The sequence below is a fragment of the Clostridium sp. genome (genome assembly GCF_029258205.1).
Lineage (GTDB): Bacteria > Bacillota > Clostridia > Clostridiales > Clostridiaceae > Sarcina.
This window is the reverse complement of record NZ_JARHZJ010000069.1, coordinates 13,530-32,819: the sequence shown is the minus strand read 5'-3', so window position 1 is coordinate 32,819 and position 19,290 is coordinate 13,530. Positions and strand designations below refer to the sequence as shown.

Genomic DNA, 19,290 nt, shown 5'->3' with positions numbered 1-19,290 from the left:
GGGTAATAATAGGTGACTTAGTAGGAAAGCTTTTTAGTATATAAAATAAAAGAGTTTTATTTAGAACTTGATTATATAGAATAATATTATATGTAACAATAACAAATAAGTGAGCTTTATCAGATAGGAATATGAGAAAATATGTGAATTATAGTTACTACTTTAGATACTTAGAAACAGCTTTCTTGGATTGTTATTATTAAGTTAATAATTTAAAAGAGAGGTGTTTCTTTTGGAAAATATAGATTGGGATAAAATACTATCTGATTTAAAAAGTTATGAAGGAACTATAAGAAATTTTTGTAAAGAAAATAATAGTTCTAAGTAGCAATTTTATTATAAGAGAAAGAAATCTAATATGATAAATAAGACCGTGTTCCACGCAATAGATTTTACTAAAGAAGAAAACTCAAAAAATAATAGTGAAAATGTTGAAATAAGAATTAATGTAGGTCAAATTAACATTTATGTGCCTTCAGATAATATAAGACTAATTTTTGATGTAATAAAGGAACTTTCAAAATCATGCTAAGATTGTTGAAAACGAATTGAAATTAGATCCTTTTGAAAAAGCACTTTTTATATTTTCAAATAGGCAAATGAATAGAATTAAAATTCTACATTTTGATAAGGTTTTTGGCTTTATTACTATAGATTAGAAAATAGTCGATTAAAGTGGCCTATGACAACAAAAGAGGCTTTGACTATTAATAAGGAAGAGCTTTCGTGGATTTTAAAAGGCTACGAAGTAAGAACCGTTTCAAAATTTAAACCAGTAACTTAAAAAAACTATTATTAATCAAGATAAATTAAAAAAAACAGCTCTAATTATGCCTGAATTTTGGCATAATTAGAACTTTAAATATTTGTTAGGTAAAGCTATAAATTTTGAATTTGGTAATAAAATTAATGAAGAAACTAAATTATTAATTTCTGAAATGGAAAAAACGTTTGAGGCTAAGGATAATAAGATTCAAGCTAAGGAGGCTGAAATTAATAAGCTAAAAAATGAATTAGACGATTTAAGAAATCAAATTCTTAATAATAATAAAAGGATAATTTGGGAAATTTTGAGAGAGTTATCGTGGAGAACAAGCTTAAAAACTTAGAAATAGATAACAATGCGGCTGAAAGAGCTATTAAGACTTTTGTTATCGGCCGTAAAAACTGGCTTTTTTCCAATACGCCAAAAGGTGCAATATCTAGTGCTAATTTATATAGCATAATTGAAACTGCTAAAGCTAATAATCTTATTGTAGAAAAATATATTATTTACTTAATGAATAAATTAAGCCAAGTGGATATTATAACCGATGAGTTATTAGAAGAGCTAATGTCTTGGAATGATAATTTACCTAAAGAATTCAGAATAGTAGCTCCAAAAAAGCAAAATTAATTATCAATGATATTTAGGAGTACAAATTTTAATAATTATTTTTTAAACACTAATTATTATGTATAAACCACTTTAATTTATATAATTTTATAAAATATAATGTAAAAATATCTGATGATACTAAAAACTTCCTTAGTTTATATAATCCAATAGATTTAAAATTAAATAAAATAAAATTTAACAATAGAGAATGTATTCAAAATATTTTGAATACATTCTCTAGCTTTGTGATTGTTGTAATATTTAACACAAGAAAAACTCAATAAGCTTATGTGATCGATTTGTTTTAATATAGCATATAAATTTATTTAATATAAGTTACTTCCATTTTATTTAATTTATTTATCCACAATTCATCTCTTTAAATATCAAGATTATAGCTTCAACTTTAAATTACATATTTACAAGATTACTCAATGTATTTTTAAATTCTTTAGAATAATATCTTCCTTTTGGAATAGTAATACCATTGCGTAATGTACATTCTGTTTTGTTAAAACTAACTATATAATCAATATTTACTAAAAATGATTTATGACATCTAATAAATCCTAATGGCTTAATATCTTCATATATTTTTTGAAGTGAACAGCTTAATTTTTTTTCATCTCCATCTAAAGTAACTAATAAACTTCCTTTCTTAAAGGCAACAACATATATAACATTAGTAAAATCAATAATTACGCTTTTTGATTTAGCTCTAATAACTACTTTTTTCATAAAAATCCCTTTTAAATTATGTATAAATTAATATTAAATTTTTAAAATCTTTCTCTTAAAACATGTACAAAAAAGTATTAATAACTATATATAAATTAAATATTATACTGCATTATACAACAAAAACTTCTCTATAGAATGTTGTATTATTCCCCCAACTATCAGTAACAGTATATATTAAGGTATAATTTCCTTCAATATTAGTATCTACTTCGCCTATTACATGTATTTTAGAATTTGGAGCTTCATCTTCATCTGTATAATAAACACCTTCCATAGGATTGAATTCTGAACCTTTTTTAATTTCAATATTATCAGCTCCATGAATTACAGGTGACTTCCCTTTATTATATTTAATTTCTGATGTAGCATTAGCTGTAAATCTAGTGGATATATTTCCAATTTTTATAGTAGTATCATAACTATAATCACAAATAGTATCAGAATTAATATTTCTCCATAATAATTTATTATCTTTTATTATGCCATTTTCAGATATATTTTTAGGTTTAATTGGAGTTCCATCAACACCAATTGCAATATCAGTTGTAGTAGCAAATCTACCTGTACTTTCTATAGAATTCTCAATTTTTTGATTCTCTATTATAAGAGTTGTTAAGTTAGTTAGATTATTTAATGGAGAAAGATTAAGTATATTATTATTATTTAATATTACTATAGATAAATTTGTTAAATTACTTAAACTTGATATATCAGAAATTTCATTATTTTCAAACCCTACCCATTGTAATTTTGTTAAACTTTCTAGTGGAGTTAAATTATTAATCTTATTAAAATTCATACGTATATCAGTTAGTTCTGGCATATTAGATATAATATCTATATTTTCTATTTTATTATAATCAGCCCAAAGATAATTCAGTTTATTTAAGTTTTCTAATGGACTTAAATCACTTATTTCATTTCTTGATATATTTAGACTTTCTAAATTGATTAAATCTTTAAGTGGAGTTACATCATTTATATTATTACCAAACACACTTAGGATTCTTAAGTTAGTTAAGTTTGATAAAGGTGTTAAATCACTAACTTCATTACATTGATAAGTTAATGAAGTCAAAGTTTTCATATTTTCTAATGGTGTTAGATCACTTATTCCTATGCTATCTAACTGTAACTGTTCTAATTTAGGAGCTGTTGTTATAGGAGTTAAACTATTTAAACTATTCTTATTTAAAAGTAGCATATATAAGCTTTTCATATTTTCTAAATTAGGAATATCAGTTATTTTATTATTAGAAAGTCTTAAGGTACTTAAATTGGTTATATTAGTAAGTGGAGTTATATCTGATATTTGATTCCATTCAAGATCCACATTCCTTAGATTCACTAAATTAGCCAGTGGAGTTAAATCTGTTATTTTATTAGATTGCATGCTTAGATAAGTTAAGTTAGTCAATTCTGATAAAGGACTTAAATCACTAATTTTATTAGAATTCAAACCAAGTTCTTCTAAGTTTTTGCAATATTCAATACCTTCTATATTAGTTATAGGATCACCGGCATACTGAGGCATAAGTCTTGTTGTATCTAATATAGTTATAGTTTCTAAATCAGATTTTTTTATTTCTGAGTCAGCAGGTTGTCCTAATGCATTATTTAGTAAAGTTTTGAAGTTTTTATCTGGTATAGATACTATATCACTTTCATTTGATTGAATTTCTGACAAGATAGTCTTATTTTCTAGCGCAAAAGTTCCTATAGGGGCTATAAGAGTAACTCCTGCTGAGGCTATTAGTAATGTTGCTATTAGTTTTTTTGTTTTCATGTTTTCTCTCCTATAAATATTATTTATAAATAATTTAATTATATTTTGAGTGGTTTATTAAGTTATTGTTATTTAAAATATTCCTTTCTTAAATTTTTAGTTGTAGCTAAATTAAATTATTTACACTATATAGAATAAAATTATCGACAAAAGGTTCATAAAAATTATTACGTTTCTGAAAAAATAAATAAATTTAAAATTAATTTTAAATTTATAAATGAATAATTGTAAATTTTATTTATTTAAAATAGACTTAAAATAAATTAACAAATTGAAGGAGATGATAAGAAATGAATTTTAATATTACAAAAAATAGAAAAAATGATAAATTTGATGATATATATACTAATTATTTTAAAAAAATTTATATACTGTGTTTAAAAATTTTAAATAATAATGCTGAAGATGCTTTAGACGCTACTCAAGAAACTTTTATTCAGATTTTTAAGTCTATAGATACATTGAAAGATGAAAATAAGCTAAATGCATGGATAAATAAAATAGCTATTTCTAAATGTAGTTATATAATTAGTAAAAATAAAAGGTTAGTTTTATTACAAGATAATATTAATGAATATGATTACGCTATTAATGAGTATATTGTTTGTGAAGAAGTAAATCCAGAGATAGTAATTTGTGATGATGAAAGAAAGAAATTTATTCTAGATTCTGTTAATAAATTGTCAGAAAAAAAAAGAATAGTAATTTTATTGTATTATTATAGTGATTTGAAAATAGAAGAAATATCAGAAATCCTAGAGATCCCAGTAGGAACTGTAAAAAGTCGAATGAATAATGCTAAAAAGGATCTTCAAGGAATTATTGATAAGAATAAATTATATAGCACTTCATTACCATTACTGTTGTTATTGTTAAAATATGACTCAGAATTTAAAATAAATAAAAATAATTTTAAATTTAATGAAAAACAATTATTAACTGATATAAAGAAATTAAGAATAAATAATAAAATAAATATAAATTATCTATTCAAACAAGCAATTTCATGTAAAATGATTTTATGTATAGGAACTTTGTGTATAATAATTCCATTAGCTAAAAAAGTAAGAAATAACTTAGATGATATACAAGTCATTAAAAAATACTCAGAACAATTAAATTATAATACATATAAAAAATTAACTAAAACATATCCGGAAATAATAGGTATAGAAGATAAAATTATAAAAAAAGGTGATTTATTTGATTTAAAAGAAGGAGTATATGTAAAAGATGAAAATAATGAAATTTCATTTGCATATGTAAAAGGATATGTTAATGTAAATTTACCAGGTGAATATGTTCTTGAATATGTATTAAAAGATAAATTGGGAAATGAAGTTATTAAAGAACGTAAAATAATTGTAAAATAATGAACCTTTTTATTAAAAAATAGCTCTTGTAATTAGGTGATATATTGGAGTTTAATTTAATAACATAAATTAAATTAAAGATTAGATTTAAAAGTAAAGGAGATATTAAAAGTATGAAAGCAAAGAAATTAAAGAAAACTTTGATATTTGGAGTGCTGGTTTCATTAGGTTTTTCTAATGTTATTGGAAGCAGTAATATTGTACTTGCTTCTGAGAAAAACAGATTGGTTCACAAAAATATTATGACTATGTATCAATCACAAAAGGGAGGACTTTTTGACCCGATTTACACCGAGGATTTAACTGATGATTGGCAGGGTGATTATATTTACTATGGAGAAGATGCGGATGGATCAGCATTAAAATGGCAACTTCTAGATTCAGATAATAAGGATTTTAATAATGATGCAAAGAGTACCATGTTCTTATTCTCTGATAAGACTATAGGTACTAGTTTTTGGTATCGTGAAAATGACTATGGCTTCGATTATAGTAATGTAAAACCAGGTGAAACACCTGTATATTGGCAAAAAGGCTATGAATGGGATAAAAGTGATTTAAAGACTAATATGGAAGATGAAATGAAAAATAAGTTTTCGTCAATTGAAAATGAGGGAATTATTTTTTCTTCAAAAGGTAGTGAAAGTGCACAAAATGTAGCTGTTGGTCTAGAAAAATTAGGTACTACAGAAATGACTGCTAGTAAATGGTTTCCTTTAAGTATACAAGAGCTTACTAATAAGCGTTATGGTTTCAGTAGTGTCCCATTTGATAGAAATCAAGCACCTCTTGGATTACATACTGGAGATAAAAGTCGTGTTAGTTCTGATGATAAAAATTATTTAATACGTTCGTATGAGGAACATTGGACAAAACCAATGGAATATGGGATGCGATATCATCCTGTATTTGTATTAAATAGTAGTAGTGTATATGGTGCAAATTGTGCTGGTGGATTAAATTATGGAAATATGGACACAGTACAAGGTATGCGTCCAGCTATGAATATAGATACTTCTAAAGTTTCGTTTGTAAAAGATTCAACTAATAAAATAAATAATTCATTAGAACGAGTTACAGATAGTTTGTCAAATGAGTTTAAATTGGCACTATTTGATGATTCTCAATCATTAACAATCGAAAATGTAAAAAAAACTGGAAATGAAATTATATTCAATTATCAATCTATTGGTAATGGTAAATATTTAAGTGTAATTATCGAAGATCTAAATGGGAATGTACAGTTTTATGGAAATATAGAAAATAACTTGGATGTAAATAAAAATGGGAGTTCAAAAATAGACTTAAATACTATTGGTCTTACAGCCGGAGATGTTCTTGATGGTGGACAGTATAAATTATCTTTTTTTACGGAAATAATAAATGGAGATAAGCAAACTGACTATACCAGCCAATTTGTACCATTAGAATTAAAGAGTATTCCACCAGAGATTATTAACTACGCTCCAATAATCAATGCAACAGATAAGGTGTTGACAGTAGGAGAAGAATTTAATCCATTAGCAGGAGTAACAGCAGAAGATAAAGAAGATGGAGATATAACAAAAGATATCAAGGTAATAAAAAATGACGTTAATGTAGACAAACCAGGAACATATGAAGTTACATATGAAGTAACAGATTCACAAGGTGCGAAATCAACAAAGACAATAAAAGTAACAGTAAATCCTAAGATGGAAGTAATAAATACTGCTCCAGTAATAAATGCAGAAGATAAAACAATAGTAGTAGGAGAAGAATTTAATCTATTAGCAGGAGTAACAGCAGAAGATAAAGAAGACGGAGATATAACAAAAGATATAAAGGTAATAAAAAATGACGTTAATGTAGATAAACCGGGAACATATGAAGTTACATATGAAGTGACAGATTCACAAGGAGCGAAATCAACAAAGACAATAACTATTACTATAGATGATAATAATATTGGGAATTTACCTAATACAGGAGATCCTGTTACTTTACCGTATATTGGAGGTATGTTAATAGCTATAGGAGGCTTATTAAAGTTAAAAAAGAAAAAATAGTAACTTAAAAAAGTTAAGATAGAAATAGGTTTAAATATTTATAGATATAAGAAATTATAATATAAAGAAGCTATTCAAATTTTGAAGAGAATGTAGGGAAATTTGTGTAAAAACAAATTTCCCTATAGTTTTTTGAATACTTATTTTGAAAATTTGGAGTAATATTCTTAATATTTTAAGGTGGATTTCAAATGAGTAAAGAAATCAATTATCAATAAGAAATTAAGAAGTGTAAATCTGTTAAAGATTTAGTTGGTAAGAATGGACTAATGAAAAGACTATTTAAAGATGTTATTCAAATATTTATCTTACAAAGATAAGAAAGAGTTTATTAAGGATTTAAAATTAGTTTATAAAGCCGAAAGCGTGGAACTAGAATTAGTTCAATTAGATATAGTAAAAGAAAAATAGGATTATAAATATTATAGTGTCATAGATTCATGGTACTTTAACTGGGATAAATTAAGCACATTTTTTAATTTTTCAAGTAGCATAAGAAAAATGATTTATACTACAAACTTACTTGAATGGTTTAACAGACAACTAAGAAAATTTACTAAGATAAGAACCGTATTTCCAACCTATGAATTACTAAGAAAATCTTTATATTTAGCTACAGATCAAGTGATGAAAAAATGTACTTCACCAATAGCAAATTGGGATCCTATTTTACTATAATTTGAAATAATATTCGTGGAGAGAATCGAAATAGTCCTATCAATTTAGCTTGCACTTATTTGGATTTTAAGTATATATTTCAAAAATTGAACATACTAAACATTGATGAATTTTTAGGAAATAGTGAAAAAAACAAAAAACTATTCCACAAGAAATAGAAGATATATTTCTAAATAATAAAAAAAAGTAGTTTAAAAATAAAGTAACGATAAAAGTAACGATTAAAAACAACGTTAAAAGCTAGTTATAATAATGGTTCAACGAGGTAATTGAATAGACAATTATATAATCTATTTAATAAATGATTAGTACATATAGATATTATTAAAATAAAATTGAAAAGTATCTAAAAATCGAATATAAATAATAATGTAATGTAGGTGTTATATAATACTTAAAGATTTTTGATTGGAAAAAAGAATTGACCACATTACACCATAGAATATATTAAGTGGAATAACATTTTTAATGAATTCTAAGTTGTTATACGGTAAATAAGAGTGTTTGCTAATATATTCATTTTAAAAGGTGTAAAAGTATATGCGTTGTTAATTAACAAGACACAGACTTTTACACTTTTTTTTATTTAAGATGTGAAGGTCTATTTGTCGTTAGAAAATTGAAGTTTTAGTAATATGAATTTAGGAAGAAATAAGAGTTTTTGAAAATAAAATACATAAAATGGAGCAATTGTATGAAAATAAGAGTATTCTAGATGCAATGGATTTAAATAAATGAGTATGATAGTATAGTAACTATAAAAAAAGAGGAGGGAACTTATGGAGAATTTGAAAGGAATAGTATTTTTTTGATATGGATGATACATTAATTGATTGTGGTAAGGGATTATATAAACCATCAAATAAAACTAAAGAGGCAATTAAAAAATTAAAAGATAATGGATATTTAACAATTCTTGAGACAGGACGTCCAATGAACTTTGTTGATGATGGATTAAAAGAATTAGAGTTAGATGGGTATATAGCATCTAATGGAACATATATAGAATTAAATAATGAAGTTATTCTTAATAACGATATAAAATTAGAGAAGTTAAAAGAAATTATTGATTATTGTGTTGAACATAATATTAATTTTATTTTAGAAGGACAGAAAACAAGTTATGTTTTAAATTAATGAATATACAAGGCTTTATTAGAGCCAAGCTTAATATAATCAAAAATGATGAGGTTTATCAAAATAACTTTTTATAAAACTTACAAACATATTTTAAGAATTAATAGATTTAGATAATGATTTAAATTCTAAATTGAGAATATAGATATTCTATTTATAATGTTTGTAAGTTTTATTTTTATATTTTGATACAGTTTTTTTATCATTTTATTCTATTTTAGAAAAGATGAAATTAAGTTCTTTGGCCAAATCTTTTACTCTCTCTAACTCATCAGGTGAAAGTGATGATATTTTTTCTTCAAGATGTTTTTTAGTTTTTTCTCTTTGTTTTAAACAAAATTCATCTCCTTTTTCTGTTACTCTAACTCTAATAATTCTTCTATCATCAGGATCTGTAAATCTTTCAACTAAATTTTCTTGAATAAGCTTATCTATAATTGGAGTCATATTTGACTTTGATATAGATAATTTTTTTGCTATTTCTGAAACAGAAGCTTCTCCACCATAATGTAAATGAAATATAACCTTGGCATGTGATGGTGGGATAGACATTTTTTTTAGAATATCATGATGACTAAATACTTTTCTATTTAAGCATAATAATAATGTGTAAAGTTCTTCAGTAGCTCCTATTAAATTTTCTATGGTATTCATTTTTACCTCCTATTGTAATTAAGTTTATAAATTTTAGTTGATATATAATATAATAAATGAATAAATTTTTAAATTTTTTAGTATTGTAGTAAAACACGTTGTATTATAACCATATATAACTATTATACACTAAAAATAGTTATTGACATAGGATAGTTATTGACATAGAATAGTTATTAAAACATAACTATTTATAAGGCTATAAATTAAAAAAAGAAAAGAGGTAAATAAATGTCAAAGCTAATTAAATACTTAAAACCATTTACGGCATCAATTTTAGCTGTTATAGTACTTCTTTTTGCTCAGGCAATGTTTGATTTATCTTTACCAGATTACATGTCAAATATAGTCAATGTAGGAATTCAGCAAGGTGGTATAGAAAATGCTGTTCCAAAAGTAATTAGTAAATCAGAGTTTGATAAACTAATACTTTTAATGAGCAAAGATGAAAAAGAAAAGGTAGAAAGCAATTATACGTTGTTAAATAAAGATACTCTGCCTCAAAGTGATTATGATGAATATTTAAAAGATTATCCAGCTTTAGAGAAAGAGAATATTTATAAATTAAATACTAAGGATAAAGAGATAATTAATGAACTAAATCCTATTATTGGGAAGGCAATAATAGTTTCAGGTGGAATTGAAGAAAAGGGGTTACAAGGATTTGTGGGAAATTCAGCTCTTACAGGAACTTCTAATAATTCCCAATCTAATATGGAAGCAAATGCTCCAAGAAAAGAGCAAATTCAAGGAATGCCTGCTAATAAAGATCCATTCTTTATGATTAAGAATATGCAAGAGTCACAAAAGAATGATATGCTTAAGCAAATTAATGATAAATTTGAAAATATGCCAGAGAGTATGATTACTCAAACAGCAGCTACTTTTATTAAAGCTCAATATACTGATTTAGGTATGAATATAGAAAAGATACAAAGTCAATATATACTTAAAACTGGAGGAATAATGATTCTTTTAGCTTTTGGAAGTATGATTGCAGCAGTATCAGTAACATTAATAGCAGCAAGAGTAGCAGCGGGATTTGGAAAAAATCTTCGTAGTAAAGTTTTTAGTAAAGTTGTTAGATTTTCAAATGCAGAATTTGATAGATTTTCAACAGCTTCACTTATAACTCGTAGTACAAATGATATTCAACAAATACAAACTCTTATGGTTATGCTTCTTAGAATAGTTTTCTATGCACCTATTTTAGGACTAGGAGGTATTTTTAGAGTTGTAAAAACAGATACTGGAATGTCGTGGATAATAGCTGTAGCACTAGCTGCTATACTTTCTTTAGTAATAGTTTTATTTGGACTTGCTATTCCAAAATTCAAGTTAATTCAAAAACTTGTTGATAAACTTAACCTAGTAGCTCGTGAATCACTTACAGGAATGCTAGTAATTCGTGCCTTTAATACAGAAAAATATGAAGAGAATAAATTTGATGGAGTAAATAAAGAACTTACTAGAACAAATCTTTTTGTTAGTAGAATAATGGGTGGAATGATGCCACTTATGATGCTTATAATGAATCTTATAACTATTCTTATAGTATGGGTTGGTGCTCATAATGTAAATGATGGAGTTATGCAAGTTGGGGATATGATGGCGTTTATTCAGTACACAATGCAAATTATAATGGCATTCTTAATGATATCTATGGTATCAGTAATGCTTCCAAGAGCATCAGTTTCAGGTCAACGTATAGCTGAGGTTTTAGGAACTGATGAAAGTATAAAAGACCCTGAAAAGAATGATGAGTTTAATAAAGATAAAAAAGGATATGTTGAATTTAAAGATGTTTCATTTAAGTACCCTGGTGCAGAGGAATATGTTTTAAGAGATATTTCATTTACTGCAAAGCCTGGTGAAACAACTGCCTTTATTGGAGGAACTGGTAGTGGTAAATCTACTTTAGTTAATTTAATACCACGTTTCTATGATGTTACAGAAGGTGAAATTTTAGTTGATGGAACAGATATAAGAAAAGTTTCGCAACATGATTTAAGAGAGAAAATAGGATATGTTCCTCAAAAAGGAATATTATTCTCAGGTACTATAGAAAGTAACTTAAAATATGGTAATGAGGATGCACTTTTAGAAGAATTAGAAGAGGCTGCAAATATTGCTCAAGCTTCTGAATTTATAAATACTAAAGCTTTAAAATATGCAGAGGAAATTTCACAAGGGGGTACTAACGTATCAGGTGGACAAAAACAAAGACTTTCAATTGCTAGAGCCTTATTAAAAAATCCTGATGTATATATTTTTGATGATAGTTTCTCAGCTCTTGACTTTAAAACAGATGCTGCTGTTAGAAAAGCTCTTAATGAGAAAACATCACATAGCACACTGCTTATAGTTGCACAAAGAATAAGCACAATTATGGGAGCTAATCAAATAATCGTACTTGATGAAGGTAAGATTGTTGGTAAGGGAACTCATAAAGAACTTCTAGAAAATTGTGAGGTTTATAAGCAAATAGCCTTATCTCAACTTTCAAAGGAGGAGCTAAGTAATGAGTAAAGAAAGAAAAGACAGAATGGGTGGCCCAATGGGTAGAATGGGTGGTGGCCCAAGAGCTGTTGAAAAAGCAAAAGATTTTAAAGGAACAATGAAAAAACTTTTGAAGTATTTAAAACCTTATAGCCTATATATAGCTATTGTAATATTATTTGCTATAGGAAGTGCTGCCTTCTCAATTGTGGGACCTAAGATTTTAGGTAAAGCTACTACAAAAATATTTGAAGGTTTAGTTCAAAAGATAACAGGTGTACCAAATGCTTCTATAGATTTTGGATACATTGGTAATATAGCAATGATTTTAGTAGCGCTATATTTAGTAAGTGCATTATTTGGGATTATACAATCTTTTATAATGTCAGGAGTAGCTCAAAAGGTTTCTTATAATTTAAGAAAACAAATATCAGAAAAAATGGATACTCTACCTCTTAATTATTTTGATACAAGAACAAACGGAGAAGTTTTATCAAGAATTACAAATGACGTTGATACAGTGAACCAAACTTTAAATCAAAGTTTATCACAAATAATAACTTCAGTGGTTACTTTAATTGGTGTATTAATAATGATGTTCTCAATAAGTTGGATTATGACTTTAGCAACATTTATAATACTTCCAGTTTCAATGGTTCTTATATCTTTAGTTGTTAAGAAATCTCAAAAATATTTTAAAGCTCAACAAGAATACTTAGGACATCTTAATGGTCAAGTAGAAGAGGTTTATGGTGGACACAATATAATGAAAGCTTTCAATAGAGAAGAAGCTTCAACTAAAGATTTTGATGAATTAAATAATACTTTATATAAATCAGCTTGGAAATCTCAATTCTTATCAGGTATGATGATGCCAATAATGTCTTTTGTAGGAAACTTAGGATATGTTTTGGTTTCTATACTTGGTGGATGGTTAACAATTAAGAGTATTATAACAGTGGGTGATATACAAGCATTTATACAATATGTCCGTTCATTTAACCAACCAATATCTCAAATGGCTCAGGTTGCAAATATAATGCAATCAACAGCAGCTGCTGCTGAGAGAGTATTTGAATTCTTAGAAGAAGAGAATGAAGTTAAAGATCCAGTTAATTCAGTAGATCCTTCAAACATAAAAGGAGAAGTTGAATTTAAAGATGTTAATTTTGGATATAATAAAGATAAGATAATAATAAATGATTTCTCAGTAGATGTTAAACAGGGCCAAAAGGTAGCTATTGTTGGACCTACAGGAGCAGGTAAAACTACAATAGTTAAATTATTAATGAGATTCTATGATATAAATAGTGGAAGTATTAAAATTGACGGTCATGATATAAGAGACTTTAAGCGTGCTGATTTACGTAACTTGTTTGGTATGGTTCTTCAAGATACATGGTTATTCAATGGAACTATAATGGAGAATTTACGTTATGGAAGACTAGATGCAACTGATGCAGAAGTTAAGGAAGCGGCTAAGGCTGCTCATGTTGACCATTTCGTAAAAACTTTACCAGATGGATATAATATGATTTTAAATGAAGAAGCAAGTAATATATCACAAGGACAAAAGCAGCTTTTAACAATTGCCAGAGCTTTCTTAAAAGATCCTAAGTTATTAATACTTGATGAGGCCACAAGTTCAGTTGATACTCGTACAGAACTTTTAATCCAAAAAGCTATGGAAAAACTTATGGAAGGAAGAACAAGTTTTATTATAGCTCATAGACTCTCTACTATCCGTGATGCAGACTTAATCCTTGTTATGAAGGATGGAGATATAGTTGAACAAGGAAGCCATGAAGAGCTTCTAGAAAAAGGTGGATTCTATTCAAGTCTTTACAATAGCCAATTTGAGCAAAGTAGTGCTTCATAATATTAATCATTATATGTGTAATAAATATTTTAAAAATAAATTTTGTAATGTTTATTTTTAAAATCTGTAATATAATTAGATGAAGATGCAAATCATATACATTTGAATATAAAAAATAGGTGGGAGAGTAAAAAAGGATGAATAGAAAAAAGATTGTTGCTATTATTTTAACAACCTTTTTATTAGTTATATCACTAGTTGGATGTATTGGTTCAAATAATAAGACTAATATAAATAGTAATGATTCAAAAGTTCAAGAAAATGTTGAAAATCAATGTGCTTTTAATGAGTTAAAGACTTACGTAGGAAAAACTTACAATGAAGTTTCAGAAAATAAGGGGGTTGGAAGTGAGAAAATAGAAGATATTGAGGGAAAGAAAGTTATTGTCTCTTCAAGTTATTCTACAAGAATGTTTAATTATAATGCAAATTTAATACTAGAGCTTGATGATTCAAAAAATGTAAGTGTAGTAAGTGTTCACTTTAAAGGTATAGAGCCAGAAAATATATTAGAAAATATAAAAAAGGTATTAGGTGAGCCAAAAGTTAGCAAGGATAAAGAAAATGGGGATTTTAAAGTTTATTCATGGGAAAAGGATGGATACCAGTATAAGCTTTCAGAAGTTGGAGAAGAAACTATAATAACTGTAAACAAGAATGCTATTTAACTTGTTTTACTTTTAATATTTTAAAATAAGGATGTGTTGATTTTATATATAACTTTAAGTATGTGTATCAATGGCTATAAATCAATAGCTATCAAAACAGAACATAAAACAAAATTAGAGTAAAATATAGATTTTTAATTAAGAAGTTTATAGTTTATGACTATAAATTTCTTAATTTTTTTATGATTTAAAGAGAATAATTATAATAAAATATTAAGTATTTTATTATAATTATTATTATTTTGCGGTATTTTTTAAAATAGTATGGTATATGGATTAATATATAGAAAATATATTGAGTATTAGGTAAAACAATAAATTTTAACTTAAAATCATACTAAATGAGATTTTATTAATTTTTACAAAAAATTAATTTCAGAGTAACATATAGTTAAAGATAAGGTGATTTTTTAATTCCATGTCTTTAATATAAAAACATTTATCTGTGTAATAAAAAATAAGGAGAGACGTTATATGTCAAAACATCATAGAATAAGTCATTGTGATTCAGAATACACAATGAAAATAGAAAAAGAAAAAATGGCTGAAGTAAGAAAAGAAGAAGAAAAAATGGTTGAAGTAAGAAAAGAAGAAGAAGAAAAAATGGCTAATAAATTTAAATGCCATGAAAAATGTTGTGGAAAATAATTAAGCTAAAAAACCTAAATGTTAAAGTAGGTTATGTAGAGATAGAGATAAATTTATTCTTTAATAAATTTATCTCTATCTTTTTTTCATAAATAATGAAACTATAATGGCTAATTAATCTGGTTTTTCATGTATAGATAAATAATTTGTTAATTTATATTAGAATTTTTCATAAACTTTAACTATTGATATTTTAAAGATATCATATAAAAAATAAATAGAAAATTAGTGAAATAAATTTACTTAATTTGGAGTAAAATATAAAGAACATATTTATGTTAATACATTTAAATATAACATACCATTGATTTATGCAAATATTTATGATAAGGTTTTAAGGTGTTTAATAAACTTTATTTCCATATGAGGGAGTAGTTAGCTCAAGTTGAATGAGTGATTAAGTCAACAAATTGACTAAATAGTTTTGGTCTGGCTTAATCTTAAATAGCGAGACTTATATGCAGTTTTTTTGCTGCATATAAGTCTTTTTTTATAAAGTTTTTATAAATAGGAGGATATATTATGAGCATTTTATCAATTGTTTTAATTGGCTTTGGGCTTGCTATGGATGCCTTTGCTGTGTCAGTTGCTAAGGGAATAACCCTTACAAGAGTAAAAGCTAAAGACGCATTAAAAGTTGCTTTGTTTTTTGGAGGATTTCAAGCGCTTATGCCTTTAATTGGGTGGGGAGCAGGGAGATATTTTGCAGATTATATAAAAGCATTGGATCATTGGATAGCCTTTATATTATTAAGTTTCATAGGTGGAAAAATGATTTTTGAAGCTTTTAAAGAAGAAAAAGCTGAGGTTGCAGTATCAATGGAAATGCGCGAAAAAAAAGATAGAGAATTTGCTAATATTAAACGAAAAAAAGAATTAAGTGCTAAAAATCTTACAGTATTAGCTATTGCAACTAGTATTGATGCTTTAGTAGTTGGTGTTAGTTTTGCATTCTTAGGTATTTCTATAGTACAAACTATAATAATAATTGGTATTATAACTTTTGTTTTATGTTTTTTAGGAGTAATAATAGGTGAAAAATTAGGAGATATATTCAAAAATTATGCTGAAATAGTAGGTGGAGTTATATTAATTATTATAGGAATAAATATATTATTAGAACATACAAGAATTATTGAAAAGTTATTTTCTTAGCATCATTATTAAAATAAGTATAGATATATAACTTTATCTTAGGTTTAAACTTAAAATAACTATTTTTTAAACATGAGCAAAAAATATTACTTGTAATAATATATGAACAAGTGATATAAATATAGGTAGATTTTAAAACAACAATTTAAAATAAATATATTTTTGTTAAACATGATTTAGAGTTATAAACAACTAAGGAGGTAATTTACATGTACGTTGCATTTGGAAACAGAGTGTTGGATAGTGAAGACATAAGAAAAGAAATAGAACTTAATACTGATGCTAGAGTTGTAAGTGATTTATGTAAGAGCTCAAAAAGAGAAGATATAATTGCTTTTAAGTTAAGCATAGATATGGATATCTTAAGAGGTCTTATGAAAGAAAATTTTAATCTTAAAGATTTGAATGATGAAGAGTTATTTGAAGATTATTTAGATTTAGCAGAAGAGGTTGCTGGAATGATATTTGAATATATGCCAGAGGATGCTATCTTAGATATAAGATCATATAAATGGGATATGTCATATGATGATATAAAATTAATAATGGTAATGGCTCATGAAGATCTTGGAATAGCTAAGGTTAATGATGTCATGAAGAGATTATTAAGACAAATAGATTAATTTTATATCATTTAATAAACTTTTAAATTAATTTTTATATAATAAATTTTATACAAATTATATAATTAAAATCTATAAATGATATTTGTTTTTCTAACATTTATAGATTTTTTTATTTTGTTTTTAATAAAGGAATTTATAAAATATTTATTAGAAATAGTTTAGGTTGTAGAAAAAATAAAAAATTTAGTATAATAAAATTATTAACTTTGTTGTTAATAAAAATTTAAGATTAAATAAAATTTTTAATTGTAGAATTTTTATAGGGAATGATTAGTTGAAATGTTTTAGTGATTTAGTAGGTGATTATGATGAAACTATAGATTAGATTTTTAAAAATATAAGAAATATAGATTTCAATAGAGTTATAGCTATTGTTGGATGATAAATACTAGATATAGGTAAAATTTTAGTATTAGAAGATGTAAATAGTTAATAAAAAATTTAAAAGTATGGTATGATAATTTATGAAATTTAAAAATTTTCTAATAGTGTAATGAAAGATAAATAAAGATTACTTAAAACTGATTATGTATCTATAGAAATTAACGATATTGAGGAAATTTATAAATCTCTATATTAGGAGGCTCTATGAAATTTTTTAGAATGATTGTAATCGCTGGAGAAGTTTTGCTTGTAATTTTATTACTTTTAGGTATTGTGTTTAAATTAGCTGGATATGAGTAGAGAGATAAAATAGCTAGTAATATTAAAGAACAATATATTAAATTGGATTATGGACAAGCAGAAAAATTATTATTATGTTGTAATATTATAATATAGTAACCTAAAATGGTTAATAGAAAGGAGAGGTAATTGTGGTTTTATTACTTACATTTATTTTATTTTTAATGATATTTTTAATGATAGTGGATTTTTTTGCTATATTATTTAGGCTTACAGGGGTTCCAATAGAAAAAGCAAGATTTCAAGTTACATCTCTTTTAACAGGAACAGGATTTACAACAAAAGAAAGTGAGATAATAGTTCAACATCCTACTAGAAGAAAGCTTGCTATTTGGCTTATGGGATTTAGTTATGCTAGTACGGCGACTATTATATCTTTTGCAGTAAATATAATAACTAGTAGTGTTATAGATGTGGGATCAATAGCTATAATTGTTCTTTTTATTATATTTATTTTGTTTTTTCATAAAAGTTCTTTGCTAGAAAAGTTTGAAAATAAAATTGAAAAATTTATTTTGAAATCTAAAATTTGGAATAAGATAAATTCAAAGTATTTAACTTTAATAACTAATACTAAGGGCTTTGGAGTTTATGAAATATATCTTTCAAACAAGGCAACAATTATTGGAAAGAGTATAAGAGAAAGTGATCTTAAAGAAAATGAAATAGAAGTTTTAAATATAGATAAAGGAGATAAGCTTATTAACTTCCCTACTCCTGAATATATTTTTGAGATTTATGATAAGGTAACAGTTTACGGTAATGTAAAAAATATAAAAGCTATGTTTAATCATATAAATGAAGTTAAATAAAAACATCCCTACTTTAAAGAACTAATTTTTTAAGTAGGGATGTTTTTTAATTATTTATGAATTAATTATATTCTTAAATTATTTAGGTTTTTTATCATTTTATTTAATATTTCATCGAAAAATATAAGTTCTGTATCTTTTAAATCTTCTAATAATAATTTAAAAAATCTATTACTTACTTTATTTAAAACATTAAGTGTTTCAGTGGCAGAGGGAGATATGTACAATCTAAAGATTCTTTTGTCTTTTTCATCTTTTTTTATTGATAGCATTTCTTTTTTTAATAGACTTTCTATAGATCTTGAAATTAAGCCTTTAGAAAGACCAGAAAATTCTACTATATCCTTTGCAGTATTATATTCTAAATTTTCCTGTAAGAAAACTAATATTTCAAATTCATTATGCGTTAATCCCAAATCATTTAATGTTGAGGAAATAAATTTTTTATATGTTTTTTTTGCTTTAGTAAAAGAAACTAAAAAATCATTTCCGTTAGGATTAAGAGTCTTTAAATCCATTAACCT

The 19,290-nt window shown here is 25.4% G+C and carries 16 protein-coding genes and 3 pseudogenes; 15 read left to right on the top strand and 4 right to left on the bottom strand.

Translation table 11 applies throughout. The features are described 5' to 3' along the window. Positions 1–358 precede the first annotated feature (358 nt). From Q1J60_RS08960 to Q1J60_RS08945, 4 genes and pseudogenes are all read left to right on the top strand, one after another. The gene (locus tag Q1J60_RS08960) at positions 359–532 is read left to right on the top strand and encodes a hypothetical protein (protein ID WP_300261082.1); all 174 of its coding nucleotides are present in this window, start codon (positions 359–361) and stop codon (positions 530–532) included. Positions 533–548: 16 nt separating this feature from the next. Continuing rightward, a pseudogene (gene tnpB, locus Q1J60_RS08955) lies at positions 549–784 on the top strand (IS66 family insertion sequence element accessory protein TnpB). Between the two features lie 82 nt (positions 785–866). After that, positions 867–1,109 (top strand): hypothetical protein, encoded by a 243-nt coding sequence (locus Q1J60_RS08950; RefSeq protein ID WP_300261081.1) that lies wholly within the window; start codon positions 867–869, stop codon positions 1,107–1,109. After that, a pseudogene (locus Q1J60_RS08945) lies at positions 1,106–1,396 on the top strand (IS66 family transposase); the annotation flags it as partial. The gene Q1J60_RS08950 and the pseudogene Q1J60_RS08945, both read left to right, overlap by 4 nt. Positions 1,397–1,789: 393 nt before the next feature. Here Q1J60_RS08945 and Q1J60_RS08940 read toward each other — a convergent pair. Together Q1J60_RS08940 and Q1J60_RS08935 are read right to left on the bottom strand one after the other, a co-directional pair. Next, positions 1,790–2,116 (bottom strand): LytR/AlgR family response regulator transcription factor, encoded by a 327-nt coding sequence (locus tag Q1J60_RS08940; protein WP_300261079.1) that lies wholly within the window; start codon positions 2,114–2,116, stop codon positions 1,790–1,792. A 112-nt stretch (positions 2,117–2,228) separates the two neighbouring features. Continuing rightward, entirely contained in the window at positions 2,229–3,905 is a 1,677-nt protein-coding gene (locus Q1J60_RS08935; protein WP_300261077.1) for a leucine-rich repeat domain-containing protein, read from the bottom strand. 290 nt (positions 3,906–4,195) lie between these two features. On the opposite strand from Q1J60_RS08935, the gene Q1J60_RS08930 reads away from it, so the two are divergent. The 4 genes and pseudogenes from Q1J60_RS08930 (at position 4,196) to Q1J60_RS08915 (ending at position 9,141) form a co-directional block, all read left to right on the top strand. Then, positions 4,196–5,278, top strand: a complete 1,083-nt coding sequence (locus Q1J60_RS08930) for a sigma-70 family RNA polymerase sigma factor (RefSeq protein ID WP_300261075.1) — start codon at positions 4,196–4,198, stop codon at positions 5,276–5,278. Between the two features lie 113 nt (positions 5,279–5,391). Then, the gene (locus Q1J60_RS08925) at positions 5,392–7,326 is read left to right on the top strand and encodes an immunoglobulin-like domain-containing protein (RefSeq protein ID WP_300261073.1); all 1,935 of its coding nucleotides are present in this window, start codon (positions 5,392–5,394) and stop codon (positions 7,324–7,326) included. A gap of 297 nt (positions 7,327–7,623) precedes the next feature. Further along, a pseudogene (locus tag Q1J60_RS08920) lies at positions 7,624–8,004 on the top strand (transposase); the annotation flags it as partial. Between the two features lie 813 nt (positions 8,005–8,817). Continuing rightward, positions 8,818–9,141 carry an HAD hydrolase family protein gene (locus tag Q1J60_RS08915; protein ID WP_300261071.1) on the top strand — a complete coding sequence of 108 codons (324 nt, stop codon included), beginning with the start codon at positions 8,818–8,820 and terminating at the stop codon, positions 9,139–9,141. A 207-nt stretch (positions 9,142–9,348) separates the two neighbouring features. Here Q1J60_RS08915 and Q1J60_RS08910 read toward each other — a convergent pair whose 3' ends face one another. Next, positions 9,349–9,795, bottom strand: coding sequence for a MarR family winged helix-turn-helix transcriptional regulator (locus Q1J60_RS08910; protein WP_300261070.1), 447 nt, complete (start codon positions 9,793–9,795; stop codon positions 9,349–9,351). 231 nt (positions 9,796–10,026) lie between these two features. On the opposite strand from Q1J60_RS08910, the gene Q1J60_RS08905 reads away from it, so the two are divergent. The 7 genes from Q1J60_RS08905 to Q1J60_RS08875 all read left to right on the top strand — a co-directional run bounded on the left by Q1J60_RS08905 (position 10,027) and on the right by Q1J60_RS08875 (position 18,766). Further along, positions 10,027–12,324, top strand: coding sequence for an ABC transporter ATP-binding protein (locus Q1J60_RS08905; protein ID WP_300261068.1), 2,298 nt, complete (start codon positions 10,027–10,029; stop codon positions 12,322–12,324). Continuing rightward, a complete protein-coding gene (locus Q1J60_RS08900) occupies positions 12,317–14,173 on the top strand; it encodes an ABC transporter ATP-binding protein (RefSeq protein WP_300261066.1) in 1,857 nt (618 codons plus the stop codon). Before Q1J60_RS08905 ends, Q1J60_RS08900 begins: the two co-directional genes overlap by 8 nt. Before the next feature lie 137 nt (positions 14,174–14,310). Beyond that, entirely contained in the window at positions 14,311–14,841 is a 531-nt protein-coding gene (locus tag Q1J60_RS08895) for a hypothetical protein (protein WP_300261064.1), read from the top strand. Between the two features lie 474 nt (positions 14,842–15,315). After that, positions 15,316–15,489 carry a hypothetical protein gene (locus tag Q1J60_RS08890; protein WP_300261062.1) on the top strand — a complete coding sequence of 58 codons (174 nt, stop codon included), beginning with the start codon at positions 15,316–15,318 and terminating at the stop codon, positions 15,487–15,489. A gap of 522 nt (positions 15,490–16,011) precedes the next feature. Further along, positions 16,012–16,644 (top strand): manganese efflux pump MntP, encoded by a 633-nt coding sequence (locus Q1J60_RS08885; protein WP_300261059.1) that lies wholly within the window; start codon positions 16,012–16,014, stop codon positions 16,642–16,644. Between the two features lie 209 nt (positions 16,645–16,853). Further along, positions 16,854–17,267, top strand: a complete 414-nt coding sequence (locus Q1J60_RS08880) for a hypothetical protein (RefSeq protein WP_300261056.1) — start codon at positions 16,854–16,856, stop codon at positions 17,265–17,267. 818 nt (positions 17,268–18,085) lie between these two features. Continuing rightward, complete coding sequence (locus Q1J60_RS08875) at positions 18,086–18,766, top strand: cation:proton antiporter regulatory subunit (RefSeq protein ID WP_300261053.1); 681 nt, start codon at positions 18,086–18,088, stop codon at positions 18,764–18,766. 65 nt (positions 18,767–18,831) lie between these two features. On the opposite strand, the gene Q1J60_RS08870 is transcribed toward Q1J60_RS08875, so the two are convergent. Further along, positions 18,832–19,284, bottom strand: coding sequence for a MarR family winged helix-turn-helix transcriptional regulator (locus Q1J60_RS08870; RefSeq protein WP_300261050.1), 453 nt, complete (start codon positions 19,282–19,284; stop codon positions 18,832–18,834). Positions 19,285–19,290: the final 6 nt, after the last annotated feature.